The organism is Paenibacillus paludis, assembly GCF_042610515.1.
Lineage (GTDB): Bacteria > Bacillota > Bacilli > Paenibacillales > Paenibacillaceae > Paenibacillus_AQ.
In genome coordinates, this window is sequence record NZ_JBGJZP010000037.1 from 17,557 (window position 1) to 36,167 (window position 18,611).

Annotated in this window: 15 protein-coding genes and 1 pseudogene; 13 read left to right on the top strand and 3 right to left on the bottom strand. The window is 50.3% G+C overall.

The window, feature by feature from the left end; all coding sequences use genetic code 11:
- Positions 1-669 precede the first annotated feature (669 nt).
- The 11 genes from ACAN56_RS34750 (at position 670) to ACAN56_RS34800 (ending at position 13,718) form a co-directional block, all read left to right on the top strand.
- Positions 670-1,971, top strand: coding sequence for a right-handed parallel beta-helix repeat-containing protein (locus tag ACAN56_RS34750; RefSeq protein ID WP_379148628.1), 1,302 nt, complete (start codon positions 670-672; stop codon positions 1,969-1,971).
- A 50-nt stretch (positions 1,972-2,021) separates the two neighbouring features.
- The gene (locus tag ACAN56_RS34755; protein ID WP_379148595.1) at positions 2,022-3,560 is read left to right on the top strand and encodes a pectate lyase family protein; all 1,539 of its coding nucleotides are present in this window, start codon (positions 2,022-2,024) and stop codon (positions 3,558-3,560) included.
- Between the two features lie 100 nt (positions 3,561-3,660).
- Entirely contained in the window at positions 3,661-4,644 is a 984-nt protein-coding gene (locus ACAN56_RS34760) for an aldo/keto reductase (protein ID WP_379148597.1), read from the top strand.
- A gap of 146 nt (positions 4,645-4,790) precedes the next feature.
- On the top strand, positions 4,791-6,239 hold the full coding sequence (locus ACAN56_RS34765) for a spore germination protein (protein ID WP_038591408.1): 1,449 nt from the start codon (positions 4,791-4,793) through the stop codon (positions 6,237-6,239).
- Positions 6,236-7,399: a Ger(x)C family spore germination protein gene (locus tag ACAN56_RS34770; RefSeq protein WP_379148601.1), complete on the top strand. Its 1,164-nt coding sequence runs from the start codon at positions 6,236-6,238 to the stop codon at positions 7,397-7,399. The genes ACAN56_RS34765 and ACAN56_RS34770 overlap by 4 nt, the downstream gene beginning before the upstream one ends.
- 21 nt (positions 7,400-7,420) lie before the next feature.
- On the top strand, positions 7,421-8,512 hold the full coding sequence (locus tag ACAN56_RS34775) for a GerAB/ArcD/ProY family transporter (RefSeq protein WP_379148604.1): 1,092 nt from the start codon (positions 7,421-7,423) through the stop codon (positions 8,510-8,512).
- Between the two features lie 94 nt (positions 8,513-8,606).
- Positions 8,607-9,584: an AAA family ATPase gene (locus ACAN56_RS34780; RefSeq protein ID WP_379148607.1), complete on the top strand. Its 978-nt coding sequence runs from the start codon at positions 8,607-8,609 to the stop codon at positions 9,582-9,584.
- A gap of 3 nt (positions 9,585-9,587) precedes the next feature.
- Complete coding sequence (locus ACAN56_RS34785) at positions 9,588-10,676, top strand: DUF58 domain-containing protein (protein ID WP_379148610.1); 1,089 nt, start codon at positions 9,588-9,590, stop codon at positions 10,674-10,676.
- A 20-nt stretch (positions 10,677-10,696) separates the two neighbouring features.
- Positions 10,697-11,998, top strand: coding sequence for a hypothetical protein (locus tag ACAN56_RS34790; protein ID WP_379148612.1), 1,302 nt, complete (start codon positions 10,697-10,699; stop codon positions 11,996-11,998).
- Positions 11,999-12,244: 246 nt separating this feature from the next.
- Positions 12,245-12,652: a MerR family transcriptional regulator gene (locus tag ACAN56_RS34795; RefSeq protein ID WP_052092060.1), complete on the top strand. Its 408-nt coding sequence runs from the start codon at positions 12,245-12,247 to the stop codon at positions 12,650-12,652.
- Between the two features lie 88 nt (positions 12,653-12,740).
- Positions 12,741-13,718 carry an alpha/beta hydrolase gene (locus ACAN56_RS34800; protein WP_379148616.1) on the top strand — a complete coding sequence of 326 codons (978 nt, stop codon included), beginning with the start codon at positions 12,741-12,743 and terminating at the stop codon, positions 13,716-13,718.
- Here the strand turns inward: ACAN56_RS34800 and ACAN56_RS34805 are convergent.
- The 3 genes from ACAN56_RS34805 to ACAN56_RS34815 all read right to left on the bottom strand — a co-directional run bounded on the left by ACAN56_RS34805 (position 13,693) and on the right by ACAN56_RS34815 (position 17,086).
- The gene (locus ACAN56_RS34805) at positions 13,693-14,019 is read right to left on the bottom strand and encodes an AzlD domain-containing protein (protein WP_379148619.1); all 327 of its coding nucleotides are present in this window, start codon (positions 14,017-14,019) and stop codon (positions 13,693-13,695) included. The two genes, ACAN56_RS34800 and ACAN56_RS34805, sit on opposite strands and share 26 nt — an antisense overlap.
- Positions 14,010-14,747 carry an AzlC family ABC transporter permease gene (locus ACAN56_RS34810; RefSeq protein ID WP_038591428.1) on the bottom strand — a complete coding sequence of 246 codons (738 nt, stop codon included), beginning with the start codon at positions 14,745-14,747 and terminating at the stop codon, positions 14,010-14,012. Before ACAN56_RS34810 ends, ACAN56_RS34805 begins: the two co-directional genes overlap by 10 nt.
- A gap of 284 nt (positions 14,748-15,031) precedes the next feature.
- The gene (locus tag ACAN56_RS34815; protein WP_379148623.1) at positions 15,032-17,086 is read right to left on the bottom strand and encodes a beta-galactosidase; all 2,055 of its coding nucleotides are present in this window, start codon (positions 17,084-17,086) and stop codon (positions 15,032-15,034) included.
- Positions 17,087-17,233: 147 nt separating this feature from the next.
- Here ACAN56_RS34815 and ACAN56_RS34820 point away from each other — a divergent pair, with 147 nt between their 5' ends.
- A complete protein-coding gene (locus ACAN56_RS34820; RefSeq protein ID WP_038591434.1) occupies positions 17,234-18,067 on the top strand; it encodes a helix-turn-helix transcriptional regulator in 834 nt (277 codons plus the stop codon).
- 185 nt (positions 18,068-18,252) lie between these two features.
- Positions 18,253-18,611, top strand: a pseudogene (locus ACAN56_RS34825) (hypothetical protein); the annotation flags it as partial.

Genomic DNA, 18,611 nt, shown 5'->3' on the forward strand with positions numbered 1-18,611 from the left:
AACGTGAAAATAAAAAAACGATTTGCATTCTCTGCAATGATTGCGCTTTCGGCTATGCTGGCTCTCTCAGGGGTGGGTGGAAGTATTCCATCCGTTCAAGCGGCAAGCATCTTCAGTGATGATTTTGAATCCGGCAATGCCGGCAGCTGGACCCACACGTCAGGCTCATGGACAGTGCTGCAGGACGGTAGCTCTCATGTCTATTATCAATCGGGTAATACGGAAGGGCGCTCCTCGGCGGGCAACAGTAGCTGGACTGACTACAGCGTGCAGGCAGATGTGAAAATTGACAACTTTAACGGCACAAACCGCACTTATCTCTGCGGCCGTTATACAGATGGCAATAATTATTATGCGGCTTCGCTCTCCAACAGCAATGGGGGTACGCTGGAAATCCGGAAGAAGGTCGGCGGCTCCAGCACTACACTTGCCACTAAAACAGACTTCCCTGTCACTGCCGGTACAGTGTACACGGTTAAGCTAGAGCTAAGCGGAAGCACGATCAACTTTTATGTGAATAATGTCTTGCAATTGAATGCACACGATAACAATTTGACTTCCGGCGGTATCGGATTGGTCGCTTATAAGACAGCAGCCAAGTTCGACAATGTAGTTGTTTCTACTACGGATTCTACGACTCCAACTCCTTCACCAACCGCAACTGCAACCGTGGCACCGACGGCTACAGCCAGTTCTACTCCAGCACCATCGGCTACTCCGACAGCTGTACCCACAGCAACAGCAACAGTTACACCAACACCAACACCAACCGTGGCACCGACAACGACACCCCCTCCGGCAACGGGTTCACTGTATGTCTCGCCGAATGGAGCGGCCGGAAATGCCGGAACCATCGGCAGTCCTACGACCCTGGATTCAGCTATTACTAGAGTAGCCCCGGGAGAGACTATTTATCTGCGCGGGGGAACCTATACTTTTTCCGCTCCAGTAACAATTGAACGGGAGAACAGTGGAAGCACCAGTTTGCGCAAAAATATTGTGGCTTACGGAAACGAAAAACCGGTGCTTGATTTCTTCGCCGAATCCTTTGGGTCTACTGAACGCGGACTGCAGATTTATGGCCATTACTGGAAGGTAAAGGGGCTTGAGATCAAAGGTGCCGGAGATAACGGGATCTTCATTGGCGGCAATTATAATATCATTGAGAATGTAGAAACGCACCATAACCGGGATTCAGGGCTGCAGATCAGCCGCTATTCCTCCTCACTCTCCAATATGAGCGACTGGCCCAGCTATAACCAGATCATTGGCGTATACTCCCACGACAATTTCGATCCGGACAATGGGGAGGATGCTGATGGTTTTGCCGCCAAACTGACGATTGGACCGGGCAACGTCTTTGACAAGTGTATTGCTGCATGGAATACAGATGACGGCTGGGATTTATATACCAAATCGGAAACAGGCCCGATTGGTGTGGTTACGATCAAGAACAGCATCGCCTACAAAAATGGCCAAACCTCGGATGGAAGCAGCACGGCAAACAGTGACGGCAACGGCTTCAAGCTGGGCGGGGAGAAAATTTCTGTGAATCATATTGTACAGAACAGCATCGCCTTCCAGAATAAAAAACATGGCTTCACCTACAATAGCAATCCGGGCTCCATTCAGCTGACAGGCAATACCTCGTGGAGCAACGGGCAAAGCAATTTTGCTTTTGACACAGGGACACACCAGTTTACCAATAATTTGAGCTTTGCCGGCGGCTCCAGTGACAAAACCAGTGGTACAGATGTTCTCAGCACCAATGTCTGGTGGAAGAGCAATGCCAGCACGAATGCCAAGGGACTGGTCGCGAGCAGTGCCGACTTCGCCAGCTTGACCCCTTCAGTCGTCAGAAATGCGGATGGTTCCTTCACACTCGGCAACTTCCTGAAACTGGCCAGCGGCAGTGATCTCATTGGCTCGGGCACACCAAGCGGCACGAATATCGGAGCTACGCTCCAGTAATCGTTATAACTAAGGAGATGCATGTTATACAAACTTTGAGGAGGAGAAAAATGGCTTCCAAACGAATGAGATTAAGGCTGCTGAGCGGAATGGGATTCGCTGTAATTCTTGCACTGATATTTATTGTCCCGGCCAGCGCAGCTTCTTTAGTCAGCTATGATTTTGAAAATGAAGGCGCTAACAACTGGACCAGCACAACTGAAACCTGGTCTGTCGTTCAGGATGGAAGTTCCTCCGTCTACTATCCAGCAGACGCGCTCAGTGCATACAATTTGACTGGCTTCTCCGCAGGCAACTCCGGCGGAGGCATTGTGAATGAATCGAATACCTCCCTTTACAAAAAGGTGTACACTGCGACTGATCTGGCAGCTGCACTCAAGAAAGGGTCCGGTGTAAAGGTCATTGAGATAATGAATGACCTGAATCTAGGCTGGAATGAGATCCCTTCCGCTGCTCAAACCTCACCGTTTGCGGCCCATAATTCTCCATTGACGCATCCGGTACTGCTGCAGACAGGAGTTAGCAAAGTTACTCTTGACGGCTTTGACGGTCTGACGATCTTCTCGGCTAACGGAGCCAAGATCAAGCATGCGTCATTTACAATAAAACGCAGCTCCAACCTGATCATCCGCAATCTCGAATTCGACGAATTATGGGAATGGGATGAGGCCAGCAAGGGGGATTTCGACAAAAACGACTGGGATTATATCACGCTTGAAGAGGATACCAACGTATGGATTGACCACTGTACCTTTAACAAGTCCTATGACGGACTGGTCGATTCGAAGAAGGGCACTTCCGGGGTGACCCTCTCCTGGTCAACCTTCAAGGGCGATGACCGGAGTCCAAACAGCTGGGTGACCCGGCAGATCAACGCGCTGGAGGCCAACAGCTCTGCTTATCCGATGTATGCCTATCTGCGCAGCAGCGCCATCGGTTTAAGCAAGGCAGATATCATTGCAGTTGCAAGCTCGCAGAAAAAGGGACATTTGGTGGGTGCCACATCTTTTGATTCGGGAAATTCCAATTTAAGCATTACCCTGCACCATAATTATTATCTCGACATTCAGGACCGCTTGCCGCGTCTGCGGGGAGGCAACGCCCATGTCTATAACATTCTGGCGGATAATTCCGCTGCTTGGGCAGCGAAGTCAAGAATCACAACAGTGATGGAAACGGCGATTGCCGGCAAGGGCTACCACTTTGGAGTAACCAGCAACGGGTCCATTTCTACGGAAGGCGGGGCGGTATTGGTAGAGAAATCCAACTTCGTTGATATCTTGTATCCGCTGCGCAATAATCAGACAGATCCCGCAGATTCCAGCTACACCGGTAAAATCAAGGCGCTCGACACGATGTACTCTTTGAATGGCGTGTCTTTCAGAGGGAACAGTGACACCTCCGGAAGTCCGCTTGCCCCGGTACCGGCAACTATTATTCCGTTCTCCTGGTCTGGAATTTCGGCTTTGCCTTACAGCTATCCGGTGGATGACCCCTCCGCGCTAGCTGCCAGACTAACGGCTTCCAATGGCTCGGGAGCGGGTAAACTGAACTGGACGAAATCCAACTGGTTACAGACAATGTATTAACCGGACTGGGTGGGAGAGCGTTTTTATTTCTCGATTAACGGCGCTATACTATAGTGGAATGGCTATTATTACATTTGGTATAGAGAGGAAGTTGTTGATCTTGGAATATGTGAAACTGGGATCTACCGGTCTGGACGTCTCGCGGATTTGCCTCGGCTGCATGAGTTATGGCATTCCTGAACGCGGGTCGCATGCCTGGACACTGAATGAGAAGGAGAGTCGTCCGTTTATCCAAAAGGCGCTGGAGCTGGGCATTAATTTCTTTGATACAGCCAATGTATATTCGGACGGAACCAGTGAGGAGATACTTGGGCGGGCGCTGAAGGATTTTGCCTCCCGCGATGAAGTGGTCATTGCCACCAAGGTGCATGGCAGAATGCGCCCGGGGCCCAATGGCGGCGGATTGTCACGCAAAGCGATACTGAGTGAAATTGACCACAGTCTTAAGCGGCTGGGAACGGATTATGTGGACTTGTATCAAATCCACCGCTGGGATAACCAGACGCCTATCGAAGAGACGATGGAGGCCCTGCATGATGTTGTGAAGGCGGGGAAAGCCCGTTATATCGGAGCTTCCTCCATGTATGCCTGGCAGTTTCTCAAGGCGCTGCATGTTGCAGAGCAGCATGGCTGGACCCGTTTTGTCAGCATGCAGAATTATGTGAATTTGCTGTACCGTGAGGAGGAACGGGAAATGCTGCCGCTTTGTGAAGCGGAGGGCATCGGCGTGATTCCCTGGAGTCCATTGGCCCGCGGCCGCCTTACAAGGGACTGGGAAGAAGCGAGCACCCGTTCCGAGCGCGATGAATTCGCCAAGCAGCTTTATTCACAAATGGAAGAGGCGGACCGGATTGTCGCACTTAGGGTGAAGGAAATCGCCGAGGAACGGGCTGTCCCGCGTGCTCAAGTGGCCTTGGCTTGGGTGCTTCAGAAGAAACCTGTGGCCGCTCCGATTGTCGGAGCGACCAAGATGGCGCATCTGGAAGATGCAGCAGCAGCGGTGTCCCTTCGTCTGACCCCGGAAGAAGTCCGCAGACTGGAAGAACCGTATATCCCGCATCCTGTAATCGGCGGATTGAACTGAATCTTTACCCATGATGCATTAACCCTAAGAGCCTGCTGGTGAGCAGGCTCTTTGTGCTGCGGGCGGAGAGGGAAATAGATGCATAACTTCATCGACTATTGGAAAACTAAGTAAGATTCCCTATAGATCAGTGGAGGTGAAGCGAGATGACAGCCAGCATACTGGATAATATAAAAGAGCAGCTTACGGGATGCAGCGATGCCGTATACCAGTCTATTATCGTATATGGTCATGCCTGCATGCTGGTCTACATTCCTTCCATTGTAGATACACTCAGTCTGCAGGAGTTTGTGTCATCTCCGCTCAAATCCGAAGCGAATTCCGAGCCGGATTGGCCGCGTTTTCTGGAACGGCTCGACCGGGGATCTGCTTTTGCCATTCCTTATATCAAGGTATTTGACCCCGATCGGGCGGTAGAGCTGATAGTCAGCGGCAATCCGGTGCTTTGTATCGAAGGGCTGCCCTATTTATATTATTTCGAGATCGCCCACTATCAGAAACGTTCAGTATCGGAATCACAGAACGAGCTGGTTGTCATCGGCCCCCAGGAGGCCTTCATCGAAGATATTGATACCAATTTATCGCTGCTGCGCCATAAAATTAAACATGCCGATCTAAAGACCAAACATTTCTCTATCGGCAAATATACAAAAACCGATGTGTATGTGGTATATATCGAAGGCCTGTACAAGCCGGAGCTTCTGGCTTCAATTGAAGATACATTACGCAAAATGTCGATCGACGGTGTGCTTGGCATCAGTTATTTGGCAGAGCATATGAAGCAGGGGAATTTCTCGCCTTTTCCTGTGTTCCAGTATACAGAACGCCCTGACTCAGTGGCAGCCTCATTAATGGAAGGGCGGGTGGGACTGCTGCAGGATGGGACTCCATCCGCTCTGCTGACACCGGTAACTTTGTTCTCGCTGCTGCAATCCTCCGAGGATTATTACCAAAGCTTTTATGCCGGCAGCTGGATCCGGCTGGTCCGCTTCTTTTTTTCTATTATATCCATGCTGCTGCCTGCGTTGTATGTTGCGATTACAACCTTTCATTCGCAGATCATTCCTTCTGATCTGTTGATTACCATTGCTGCGGCAAGAGAAAACATCCCTTTCTCTGCCCTGACCGAAGCGCTGATAATGGAGCTGACCTTTGAAGCACTTAGAGAAGCGGGAACCCGGATTCCTAAGCCGGTAGGGCAGACGGTATCCATCATTGGCGGTATCGTAATCGGGCAGGCTGCGGTTCAGGCAGGAATTGTTTCTGCGCCGATGGTTATTGTCGTTTCCATTACCGGGATTGCTTCCTATATCATTCCCCATTTGGAGCTGGGTTTGACCTTCAGATTACTGCGTTTTGTGCTCCTCATCCTGGGTGGAACGATGGGGTTATTGGGCGTATTTGTGGCTACTTTTATGATTTACGGCCATTTGGCCAATCTTAAATCCTTTGGAACTCCTTATTTGCAGCCGATCGCTCCGCTTGTATTACAGGATTTGAAGGATACGCTGTTTCGTGTTCCGTCCCCGTTCATGAATAAGCGCAGCACATCCTTTACAGACCGGAAGAATCAAAGGAGACAGAAGCGGCAATGAAACTTTTAAAGCAGGCAGTCATTATCCTAATGCTGCTGAATCTGACCGGCTGCTGGTCCAAGGTGGAACTGGATGAATTGACTTTTGTATATGGATTATACATTGATGTTGGCAAAGAACCCGGAACGGTTGAGGTATCCATCAGCTCACCTCTACCCAATAGGCTGATGTCAGGTACGCAAACAGGGAGCGGAACCGGAGACGGCAAAGCCTACACTTTGGTTTCAAAGACAGCGCGTACCCTCCAGGATGCGAACATCATGATTCAAAAGGATCTTTCACGCCGTATTGAGCTCTCTCACATCAAAATTGTCGTGTTGGGAAACGAATATGCCCGGCAGGGAATCGGGGAGGTGCTGGAATGGTTCGAAAGAAAACCAGAATTTCCCCTCGGCACATATATCATGGCTGCTCCCGGGAAGGCCAAAGATATTTTTAAGTTATCTCCTGTGTTCGAACAGCTTCCCGACCAAGTGCTGATGAATATCGCAAATGAGAATATCATGTTCAATACAAGCGTTATGGATTGTATATTAGCGGAAGTTTCAAATATGGGGTATGCGATGAACTATCTTTCATTCGGTAAGAAAGACGAAACGAGCGAGCAAGGAAAAACGGAGTATTGGGCAGGTGTACAAGGGGTTATGCTGTTCCATGATGCTAAGATGAAGGGCATTCTGGATGTAAAGCAGAGCAGGGCTTTGGCATGGGGGGCGGGACATCTGGCCGGAAGATTGAAGCTGCCTGAATATACGATAACCTGGGATGAAGAAGGTAAAGGCACTGCCAGCGCTATATTCCAAAGAAACTCCGCCTCAAGCTCTGTGAAAATGACAAGCAAAGGTCCTGTCTTTCATATAAAGGTGAAAGGGGGCGCAAGTATTACCTTTTTTAAAGATTCAGAGGGCCGCAGTGCCAGCAAACTTAGTCCTTTAATAAAGAGAAGGCTTCAGGAGCAGGTTGTAAAAGAAATTTCGGACTCGCTCCGGACTGTGCAAGACGCGCAGGTTGACGTTCTGCAGCTTGGAATGCTGGTGGAATGGAATTATCCGAAGGCGTGGAGTAAGCTCCGCGAACGCTGGACTGATTATTACGCCCATCATGCCGAGATTAAAGTAACGGCTGACTTCACCATAGAGGATTTTGGTTCGGAGAGATAAATGAATACTCAAGGAGACGTTATGACTACATCCAAATGGCAGATGTTCCGTTTCACCGTTGTCTACCTCGCTTCACAAAGCTCTATGTTTCTGATACCCGGTTTACTCACAACTTCAGGCTATCAGGGCTGGATAGCGATCATTGCAGGCTGTGCACTGGGGATGATTCCGCTTTTTTTTACTATTCAGGTGGGCAAGATAAAGCCTGGAGAGGCGTGGGTCGATTTTGGCAAGGAGATTATGGGGAAGTGGCTGCATGGGGGAATGGTTTTTCTTCTACTGATCTGGTGTGTTTATTTTGTCTCCTTTGATATTGAGAATTTTGTATTGTTTTTTGGTGCTAATTATTTGCGCGAGACGCCACCGCTGTTTATTCAGATTGTTATTGGGCTGGTGATTATGTATACGGCTCACCTGGGCTTTTCGACGATAGTCTATATGACTGACGGGTTATTTCTGATTTTTCTCTTCTCCACTGCGCTCAGTTATTATATATTTATCCCAAATGCCGACTACTCAATGCTCCCTGCCCTGCTCCATTACCATGATCCCGGGATTGCTTTCAAGGATTCAATCACGACAATGTCCTGGTTTGGGGGATGGACGGTGTTTTTGTTCGTTGCCCCGGATCTCAAAATCGACAACAAAATGCAGAAACGGCTGATTGTTGCGGGGATTAGCGTAATGCTGACCGTACTGGCTGCATGGCTGATAACCATCTTGAATTTTGGTCCACATTTCGGCAAGGAACTGCAGTTTCCTTATTTGCAATTGATCCAGAGTTCCTCACATGATGATCTACTGGGTAATTCGGACCCGATTCTCATCGGATTATGGTCTGCTTCAATGTTTATACACAGCGCTTTTTTGATATATGTAGCGCACAAATGTGCTTTGTACTTGACCAAACAGAAAGCAAAAAAAGTGATGATCCCTTTCCTGACGATCGGTTCGATCACAATTGCCTATCTGTATTCGCTCAATCTCACTCAATACAATAAGAATTACAATGCCTTTGGCACTGTGATTATTTGGGTGATTGTGGAGTGCATCCCCGTGTATTACTTCATTGTTGCTTTCATCCGCTCCAAGATAAGTACGGCGTCCAAATAGCCGCAGGAGACTTATCTATTATAAATTGGAGGCGCTTTCTGGTATGATTAGGAATTAATACATACCACTAAAGCGATGGGATGGTGCCTGATTTATGAATCTTCAAGAAGCAACTCAATTAATAGAATCGATAAGAGTCAATCTGGCTAAAGTTATTGTCGGCAAAGAGGAAGGTGTGAACCTTCTGCTGACAGCCCTGCTCGCCAATGGACATGTGCTGCTGGAGGATGTTCCCGGCACAGGTAAAACACTGCTCGCCAAAACACTGGCCCGCTCGCTGGACTGCACGTTCAAGCGGATTCAGTTCACTCCGGACTTATTGCCCTCTGACTTAAGCGGAATCAATTACTATAATCAGAAGACCGGTGAGTTTCAATTCCGTCCGGGCCCGGTATTCGCCAGCATTCTCTTGGCCGATGAGATCAACCGGGCCACGCCGCGGACCCAGTCCAGCCTGCTGGAATGCATGGAGGAGCGGCAGATTACGATCGATGGTGTGACCCATGAGCTGGAAGCGCCGTTCCTCGTCATTGCAACACAGAATCCGGTTGACAGTCAGGGAACTTTCCCGCTGCCTGAAGCGCAGCTTGACCGATTTCTGATGCGGATAATGACCGGCTATCCAACCTTTGAGCAAGGGGTTGATATTCTACAGCGGTTCCGCCAGAACAATCCGCTTGATCAGACGACTGCGGTAGCAACCGCCCGGCAGATTCAAGAGATTCAGCAGCTTACGGCTGCAGTGAATGTCAGCGACGATTTGCTGGCTTATATGATCAGGATCGTCGAAGCAACCCGCACTGCACCGGGGATCAAGCTGGGAGCCAGTCCGCGGGCAGGCTTCGCCTTGCTGCGTGCTTCCCAGGGGTATGCATTGATTCAAAGCAGGAATTATGTGATTCCGGATGATATCAAGGCAGTGGCAGTTCCCGTCCTTGCCCAGCGGCTGGTGCTGCAGCGCGGCCCGGGATCCCGGGAGGGGCAAGCCGTAGAGCTGGTACTCCAGAAGCTGCGCGAAGTGGAGGTGCCGGCAGAGCCGATCCCGGCAACAAGCGGCGGAAGGGTGGAGTAAGAGATGGCACTGCCCTGGTTCATCCTCAGCACGCTCCTGCTGCTGCTGTTGATTTCTGCTGTCTATCAGCGACATGCGCTGAAGAAAGTCAGCTACACCCGCTATTTCTCGGCCAAAACCGCCTATGAAGGAGAGCAGGTGGAGATGGTTGAGGAGATAGCCAACAATAAGCTGCTCCCATTGCCCTGGCTGCGGCTGGAGTCCAGCATAGCCCGGGGTCTGGAGTTCGGCAGCCAGGAGAATCTAGGTGTCAGCAGCGGGGAGATTTATCAGAACCACGTAAGTATGTTTTTTCTGAGGTCTTACCGGCATATCAAACGTCGCCATCAGGTCCGTTGTCAGCAAAGAGGCTTGTTCAAGCTGGAAAGCGTCACGATGACCACCGGAGACCTCTTTGGCATGAGCCGGAACAGCAAGGCGTTCTCCTTACAATTGGAACTGCTGGTTTATCCGGAGATTATAGACCTTTATGAGCTACCGCTGCCGATACACAGCTGGCTGGGAGAACTGCCGGTCAAAAGATGGATTATTGAAGATCCTTTTCTGACGGCCGGAACCCGAGAGTACAGTCCAGGGGATTCGCTTGCGTCTATTAATTGGAAGGCAACGGCCAGAGCCGGGCATATGCAGGTGCATCAAAAAGATTACACCGCCGACTCCCGGCTGTTCCTTTGTCTGAATGTTGAGATCAGTGACTCCATGTGGAGAACCGTTACAGATAAGGAACGGATTGAGCTGGGAATCCGTTATGCAGCGACGATAGCAGAGTATGCAATAGGGCACGGGATCGACACCGGGCTGCTTAGCAACGGGAGAATGGACGGTGGAGGTGAGCGGGAGCCGGTGACTGCAGACCCGATGGGCCAACTGGAGGATGTACTGGGGCTCTTGGCCCGGCTGAACCTGGACAGGACGCTGCCCATGTCAAGACTACTGGAGTTAGTGGCTGAAGAAGGGCATAAAGATAATGATTATCTGATTATTACCTGTCACCGAGGCCCAGAGCTTGAGCTGGCAGCTGAGCAGTTAAGACTGCTGGGAAATGGCGTGGAATGGCTCGACATTCCGGATGAGGGGAGAGAGTCTGCATGAACACTGCTAGAGGTCCCCGAATGAAAGCGTCTTTAACTTTATGGTTGGCCTGTCTCATAGAATGGCTTCTATTTCTTCCGGTATGGGTTCTGCTTCAAAGCTACCAGCAGTCCGGGCAGGCTATCCTGCCATGGATGTACATTTTGCCTCTCCTGGCGCTGGCCGGGGTGCTGTTGCGGCATTTATGCAACCGGAAGTGGAAGCAGCTGCTTTCCGCTCTGCTACTGGGGGTGGCGTCAGGATTTTTATTCGGTGAGTTGTCCATTTTTGCACTTCCTTTTATCGCTTGCAGCGTGTTGTTTGCTTATCTGGGGATGACTGCCGCTTCCCGGAATAACCGGAATGGAATGTACATTGCCGGAATTGCCGTTTATTTTACAGCTACAATCATCAATACCCGGATTCCTGTACTTGAGTCCAACCTGTCCTTGTTAACCTGGTGTGGAAGTCTGTGTCTGGTATTAGTACTGTTGGATACGAATACCAGCTTTCTTCGCTACAGCTCTTTTGCCGGTGAATCCGCGCGCCTGCCTGCAGGGATAAGACGGCATAACCGGATGTTTGTCCTGCTGTTTATTGTCGTGGCCGGCTTGCTTGCGGCAGGCGGGGGCAAAGCTGTAGGCATGCTTCTATGGAATACAGTCCGGATGTTTATGAAATGGATCATCGCGTTGTTTAACGGAACAGAGGAACCGATTCAGCCTGAAGCTGCTCCTCCGGCGCAGCCACTAGAGCTGCCTCCGGCCGAGACTCATGAACCGGGTTTGCTGGCAATGATCTTCGAAGTCTTGTTTTATGCCATTGGAGCGGCGGCAATTCTTGTTTTGCTTTATTATGTCTTGCGTTGGCTTTACAGAAATACAGGCGGAGTGCTGCGCAGAGCACTGGATGCCCTGCTGTCCATGCTGCGGAGAGAAACGCCGCAGGAGCATAATGCCTTTCAGGATGAAGAAGAGAGCATCTTCGCCTGGGGAAAGACTGTGCAAGGCATTCGGGATTACTGGAGCAGCCGGTTGAAGCTGCGCAGACACAGTGACCGCTGGGAAGGAATGAATGGAGGCCGTGAGCAGGTACGCTGGATGTATCGCCATTGGCTTAACAGCAATCGGAACGAAGGATATGAAGTGAAAGGATTTCTTACTCCACAAGAGACGGCAGCGGATGTGGAGGAATGGACTGGCGGGAAGAACCGCCGCCGTAATGGAGACAGCAATACCCCGGCAGTTCCTGAAGGTTTGCTTAGGCTTTACAATCAGGCGAGATACGGAGAGGAGGAGCCGCAGGCAGCAGAAGTCTCAGCTTTGAAGGACCGGCTGAAATAATTCTCATATATAGATTGAACTTAAGAATTACATGTGGGAAAAGTGGCGGAGGGGAATTTTGGAACTGGAGGAGCGACAGCGTCCGCCTTTAGGTTTGGATTTCTACCGCGATTCGCGGTTAAATTCAGGAAATCCAAACCTAACAGCGGCCGGAAGTCCAAACATTCTCTGTAGTCACGGCCAATCCCAAAATAGAAGAATTATAAGTTCAATCTATATAGTTGGATACGAAGAGGAGTGGAGAGGATGGCCCGGTATTTGCGCGGGGAGCTGGCAAAAGAGGCAAACGTGAATATTGAAACACTTAGATATTATGAGAAGCACGGGCTGCTTCCGGCACCACAGCGGACGGCATCCGGTTACCGGCAATATACGCATGAGACATTGAATCGAATCGTCTTTATCCAGAATGCCAAGTCTTGCGGGTTTACGCTGAGGGAGATCAAGAAGGCACTGGTGAGGTCGGCAGACGGAAGTATCGGGATCGCTGATTTTATCGCAGTTATTGAGCAGAAAGTCATCAGCATTGACCTCGAAATATCAAAGCGGGAAAAGACGAAGGCGCTGTTAGGCGATCTGAAGAGCAACCTCGAATCTGCCGAGAGACATCCGGGGGTGCAGGAAACCTTGCATATTCTTAAGATGGAGCCATAAAGAACCCGGAATACAGATTGCCTCTTGACTGCGTACCATACTACAGGGTTTACAATCCAGACAAAACCTTGTAGGAGGAATGAACAGGATGCAAACACCGATCGAACAGCTTCAAGCCATGAAAAGCTTCTTAAAACAAACAGGCGGCAATTTGGGAAAGCCGGCAGAGCAAATTCGTTCTGAAATGGCCGAAGCCGCCAAGCAATTGCCGGCGCTTCCGGGTGATGTACAGGTGAAGCCGGTAACGACCCGGCAGTTGACTGGTGAATGGGTCATCGCTCCTTGCATTGAAGCGGAAGGAAGAAAACGAGCAATCCTATATTTTCACGGGGGAGGGTTTATCTCCGGGAACTGTGAGATCTATCGTGATCTGGCGGCAAGACTATCTTCAGCCTGCAGTGTTCCTGTACTTACAGTGGAATATAGGCTTGCCCCGGAGCACCGTTATCCGGCCGCAAATGAAGATTGCCTCAATGCATACCGCTGGATGCTGGCGGAGGGATATTCGCCGGATGACATTATCCTTGGCGGCGATTCGGTAGGGGCCACTCTGGCCTTGATGACAATGATCAGTGTGCGGGATGCAGGGGAGAAGATGCCAGCAGGGGCGTTTCTGCTCTCACCGCATAGTGATCTCGTACATTTGGACGGATATTCTTATGATAGCCTGGCTGATTCAGATCCAACGGGGAGCCGGGAGGGCAATCAGAGAATTCTGGAGGATTACTTAGGCGGTTCTTCCGGGGAGAAGCCTGCGATTCTCTCTCCGTTACGGCTCTATCTGCACGGTTTGCCCCATCTGTATATTCAGGTTGGCGATCAAGAAGTGCTGCTCAGTGATGCGGAACGTTTGGCCGATCGTGCACGTGCTGATGGAGTAGAGGTTACACTGGAAGTATGGGAGAACATGTGGAGTGTGTTTCAATTCATGGCCGCACTGCTGCCCGAAGCGCAGCAGGCGATCATGAACATCGGCAGCTATACAGGGGGAATCTGGGGGGAAACAGCTAACTTGCCTGATGACAGCAATCACGGGGGAGTTACAGTAACAAGCGCAGAAGCATGAGTGAGAGAACCCCGGTAAGCACGGTTCCCAGCAAACTGCGCGTCTTTATGGCCACCCAGAAGGTGGGCAAGGCGGCGATCAGTTCCACATTGGAAGACAGTGAAGTGAATTTGCCTTCCTCAATGAACAGCTCCTGGGCGACGAGCGCCGACATAATCGCAATGGGTACATAACTCAACCAGCGCATCCCCCATTCGGGAATGGAGATCCGGCTTAGCAGCATCATCGGAAGTACCCGCGGAATGAACGTAACCAATGCGGCTCCGAAGATAATCAAGAAGATATCCAGTCTTATTTCCATTTTTGCATCACCATCCCTATCGTAGGTGCAATTAGAGCTGCAGCGATCACGCCGAAATTAGGCGACCACAGGATGGAGACACCGACCGTAACCACTACGGCTATAGCTCCAACTATAAGATCCAGTGCATATTTGTTCCTGCTCAGTATGGTCAGCACCAGTAGTCCTATGAACATAGCCGGAAGCGCGAAGTCCAGTCCCCACTGCTCCGGGCTTGAGATCCATTGTCCCAGAACAGCACCTGCGAGGTTCGCGAACAACCAATTCAGGTAGGCGGTGATATTGAGTCCATGCATCCATTTCTCGCTGATGTGTTTTTTTCTCGCACTCTCCTGAATGGCGACGCCAAAGGTTTCGTCGGTTAAGAGTGCGCCTATCAGCAGGTTTCTCATGGGTGTGAGGTGGCGGAAATAAGGGGACAACGCAGCACTTAACAGCAGGTGGCGCAGATTCACAAGCAGGATCGTAATGATGATGCTGGCCCCCGTGCTTCCTGCGGCTATCATTCCCGCCGCGATGAATTGGGCGGAGCCGGCATAGAGAATGATGGAAATCATAGCTATTTCAGCGATGGAAAGACCGGCCGTTTTCTCGACAACCCCGGCGGCAAAGCCGATACTTAAATACCCGAGCAAAGTGGGGATACAATCCTTAACTCCCTGCAGGAAGCTGTCCTCCTTGCCCTGCGCGTCAAGTGTTTCTGACGCCTGTACAGGCTCCAGCTTCATGGTTGCTCCTCCTTTTTATCAATGGAATCATCAAGATGAAATGAAATCAGATTATATTAATATCTAATAATTAACGGTGGTTTGCAAGGATATTGTTCCTGAAAAACCCGAAAATGAACCTGCCGGTGCTCTGTATGAGGCATTGTGAAACAAGAAAGTCAGCGAAGAAGTGACTGATGGAGATCATCCATCTGCTTCAAGTAATGTAATCTGTGCACTAACTTCACGAAAAAGTCCCGCTGCAGATAGTTCTGCAGCGGGACTTTCAAATTGTATTTATCCTATTATTTGAGCACCAGCACACCGAATCCTTCCATACTGTAGGTTCCCGAAATGCTTTCTCCTGTCAGCAAATCTGTTCTCTGTTCTTTGAGTGAGATCACTGCAGGCTCTTCGCTGTAGTTCAGCAGGAAGGTGAGGCTGGCGGATTCGCCTTGACGGATTTGCAGCTCGACCTCACTTGGCAGCTCCAGCCAATGTTCAGCCGGTGAACGTAGATTTAGAGCACCAATGATTCTTGTCGCAGCTTCTTCATTGAATACAGCTCCGTAATACCACACCTCGCCTTTACCACGGAGATTACGGGTAACGGCCGGTTTTCCTTTATAATAATCGGAAGCGTAGGTCGCCATGACTTCCACGCTGTCTTCTTCCACGTGAAGGATATCGTTAAAAGCGTCGGCTCCCGTCAGTGCTTCCGGTTCTTCAGTCCAACTGATAAAGGTGGGACGCCGTGTGCCTTTAACCACAGTGAATTCTTCCACTGTTACCCCGCACAGCTGTCTTGCCGCCCCGGGAAAAGGCCGCATATAGCATTGTCCACGCTTATCCTTGTAGCCGGTCCGGCAACCGAAGATCAGTTTCCCGCCTTGCTGCACATATTCATCCAACAGTGCCGCTGTTTCATCTGTCATGATGGCCGGATGCGGATAGACCAACACTTGATAACGGGACAGTTCCTCTATGGTTGTAGCGCCGCCCAAGTAGATAATGTCACTTGGAATGTGCTGCCGCTGCAGCGCTTTGAACCATTCCTTGTTGCTCTGCCACATGAAAGGGCCGTGCCAGACATCATATTCACCGTCCCATTCATTGTCATAATCCCGCAGAATGGCTACTGTGGCCTCAGCGCGTGTCCCAATGATCTCTTGGCCGGATGCCGCCAGCTCCTGGCCGATCCGCGCCGCTTCCCGGACTCTCCGGTTGGGCTGGTTATGGTAATCATTGAGGCCATGCCAATAGATCTCATTGCCCATGGTTGCCGTTCTCCAGCGGAAGTACAACACCATATCTGCGCCATGGGCGATGGACTGGTACGTCCAAAGCCGCATCTGCCCCGGTTTAGGTGAGGGCATGTCCATACGGTTCACCCAGCCGCCTGGACCGGATTGCTGTTCCATGATGCAAAAGTTGGGACTGATGGAACGCACAACACTGAGGGACAGGCTCCAGCTCCGGTCACCCAGCGGATTTCGTTCACCAGGATCAGTATGAATGCTGGAGAACTGGGGATATGAATCATAGCTGAAAAAGTCCAGCAGCTCATTACTCATTTGATGACTGTCCAAATGGCCGAATAACCCGTTCGTTGTAACCCATTGATCCGGCGCAGCTGCACGGATAATATCAGCCTGATTCTTGGCAAACGAAATCGTATTATCAGAGATAAACCGCTTCTCGTCCAGCGCCTGATGCGGATTAGGCTGTCTCGGGACCGGGGTAGGACGCGGTAAAAAGACCTGAGACCAGTTAGTGTAGCTCTGATTCCAGAAGACTGCACCCCATGCCTCATTCAGTTTCTCCAAGGAGCCGTATTTATCTTGCAGCCACTTCCGGAAAGACTTGTGGTCACTTTCGGAATAGAATTCACTGATCTCGCAGTTCAGCTCGTTGTCGATCTGCCAGCCGGTTACTCCGGGGTGGTTGCCATAATGTGCTGCAAGCTGAGCGGCAATCCTGGCGCATAACTCGCGGTATTTGGGGCTGCTGTAATTGTAATGCCGGCGCATTCCATGCTGAAGAGTAACACCTTCATAAGTCACATTAAGCACTTCCGGGTATCGTTCGGTAAGCCAGGCAGGAGGCGTAGCCGTCGGTGTACCCAACACCACCTTGAGTCCATGGCGGTAGGCCAGATCAATGGCGCGGTCGAACAGTTCAAACTGATAGACACCTTCTTCAGGTTCAAAAATAGACCAGGCGAATTCACCCATACGGACAATCGTGAAGCCTGTTTCCACCATCCGGCGGTAATCATCTTCCCACATCTCTTCCGGCCAATGCTCGGGGTAATAGCATACGCCCAGCTCGAACCGATCTGCTGCAACTGGTTTCTTCATAGGTTCCTCCAAGTGTAAAAATATGCTTTGAACATTATATGAATCTATTGTATTATCAGGTACATAAAAACTGATATAACATAATATTGCTATTATATGACTATATTGCGTGCTTGCTTTCCAAGTATAGAATAGAGGGAGGACGAAATGAAAAAGCAATGGGTCTTGCCCGCCCCGGCTTACGCCCACTATGTATGCTATCCGGAATTTCTCGGGCATTACAATCATTTTCCGCAGCATGCGGAGCGGAGAAGCGAGGGAGTACTGAACAGCTACAATCTCCATCTGGTATTTGAGGGGACGGGTTATGTTTTTCAGGAGGGAGAACGGATTCCCATGGGAAGGGGAAGCGGCTTTCTGTTCCCTAGAGGGGCATATCAGCAATATGGCTCTGATCCCCGCAGACCCTGGGAGGTGCGCTGGGTTCACTTCAATACAGCCATTTCCTTGCCGCTACTGGAGGAAGCAGATCAGTCGCGCGGTTATTTCTTTACATTCGATCCGGATGCCGGGCTGGAGTCTATCTTTGATGAGCTGTTCGAGCTTAGCGCAGTCCATGAAACCCGGAGTGAACCTCGTTTCTCGGCTTTACTTTATGAAATTCTGGTTACACTGTTGCAAAATTCCGAGCCGCTTCATGGATCGGTGCCCCTGGAGATCCGACATTCCATTAGGCGTACAGCCGACATGATTCATAAGGATTGCCAGCGTCCCTGGACACTGGAGAGCATGTCTAGGCTTGCGGGTTACAGCAGCTATCACTTTTTGCGGCTCTTCCGGTCCATCATGGGGAAGACACCGAACCGTTATTTGAGTGACTGCCGTCTGGCCAGGGCCAAGCTGCTGCTGGTCTCTTCCGATTTGTCTGTTGCGCAGATTGCAGATCAGACCGGGTTTCATCAATCCAGCTACTTCATTAAAGTGTTCAAACTGGCAGAAGGTATGCCTCCGAGCCAGTACCGCCGTACTTTCGGCTCTTAGTGACGCAGACGATTAGGGTTTATTAACGGTCACCGTTCTGAAAACAGCGCATGTTGCGCTGTTTTTTTGAAACATTGGCACAAAAAGGTTACAAATTCGCATCATAGAGTTACAACTTGGTTACATTTACCTTCCAGCCAACAACTATAATAATTCTAGTTAATAGACTTGGGAGGGGAAAGAAAGTGAGAAAGCATAAAAATACATACGTTGCTCTGCTCTTAAGCACCATCGTTCTTGGTCAAGTGGCCGGAGGGATAGCTGCTCCTTCTTCGGAAGCAGCAGGCACAACGTCAGCAGCAGCAACAACAGCAACCGTCAAAATCAATCCGATTCAATTAGGCCAAGGAGTCACTGCCGCATTGGAGGATGTTAATATTTGGCCGCAAACCGGTGGCAATATTCTGGCCTATACGCTTAAGCTCTCTAACAACGGCAGTTCAAGTGCCAATCTGGTGCATTATTTTCCGCGTGTAGTCACTCCGGGAGGTTCAGCCATTCCCGCCAATCCAGTAACTGCTGATGCGCTTAAGAAAAAGGTCGG

What these genes read in the sequence shown, in the direction of transcription:
- ACAN56_RS34805 (WP_379148619.1), bottom strand. Translation starts at nt 14,019, where the DNA reads ATGGAAATAAGACTGGATATCTTCTTGATTATCTTCGGAGCCGCATTG.
- ACAN56_RS34755 (WP_379148595.1), top strand. Translation starts at nt 2,022, where the DNA reads ATGGCTTCCAAACGAATGAGATTAAGGCTGCTGAGCGGAATGGGATTC.
- ACAN56_RS34775 (WP_379148604.1), top strand. Translation starts at nt 7,421, where the DNA reads ATGACTACATCCAAATGGCAGATGTTCCGTTTCACCGTTGTCTACCTC.
- ACAN56_RS34795 (WP_052092060.1), top strand. Translation starts at nt 12,245, where the DNA reads ATGGCCCGGTATTTGCGCGGGGAGCTGGCAAAAGAGGCAAACGTGAAT.
- ACAN56_RS34770 (WP_379148601.1), top strand. Translation starts at nt 6,236, where the DNA reads ATGAAACTTTTAAAGCAGGCAGTCATTATCCTAATGCTGCTGAATCTG.
- ACAN56_RS34800 (WP_379148616.1), top strand. Translation starts at nt 12,741, where the DNA reads ATGCAAACACCGATCGAACAGCTTCAAGCCATGAAAAGCTTCTTAAAA.
- ACAN56_RS34765 (WP_038591408.1), top strand. Translation starts at nt 4,791, where the DNA reads ATGACAGCCAGCATACTGGATAATATAAAAGAGCAGCTTACGGGATGC.
- ACAN56_RS34810 (WP_038591428.1), bottom strand. Translation starts at nt 14,747, where the DNA reads ATGAAGCTGGAGCCTGTACAGGCGTCAGAAACACTTGACGCGCAGGGC.
- ACAN56_RS34780 (WP_379148607.1), top strand. Translation starts at nt 8,607, where the DNA reads ATGAATCTTCAAGAAGCAACTCAATTAATAGAATCGATAAGAGTCAAT.
- ACAN56_RS34815 (WP_379148623.1), bottom strand. Translation starts at nt 17,086, where the DNA reads ATGAAGAAACCAGTTGCAGCAGATCGGTTCGAGCTGGGCGTATGCTAT.
- ACAN56_RS34790 (WP_379148612.1), top strand. Translation starts at nt 10,697, where the DNA reads ATGAAAGCGTCTTTAACTTTATGGTTGGCCTGTCTCATAGAATGGCTT.
- ACAN56_RS34785 (WP_379148610.1), top strand. Translation starts at nt 9,588, where the DNA reads ATGGCACTGCCCTGGTTCATCCTCAGCACGCTCCTGCTGCTGCTGTTG.
- ACAN56_RS34820 (WP_038591434.1), top strand. Translation starts at nt 17,234, where the DNA reads ATGAAAAAGCAATGGGTCTTGCCCGCCCCGGCTTACGCCCACTATGTA.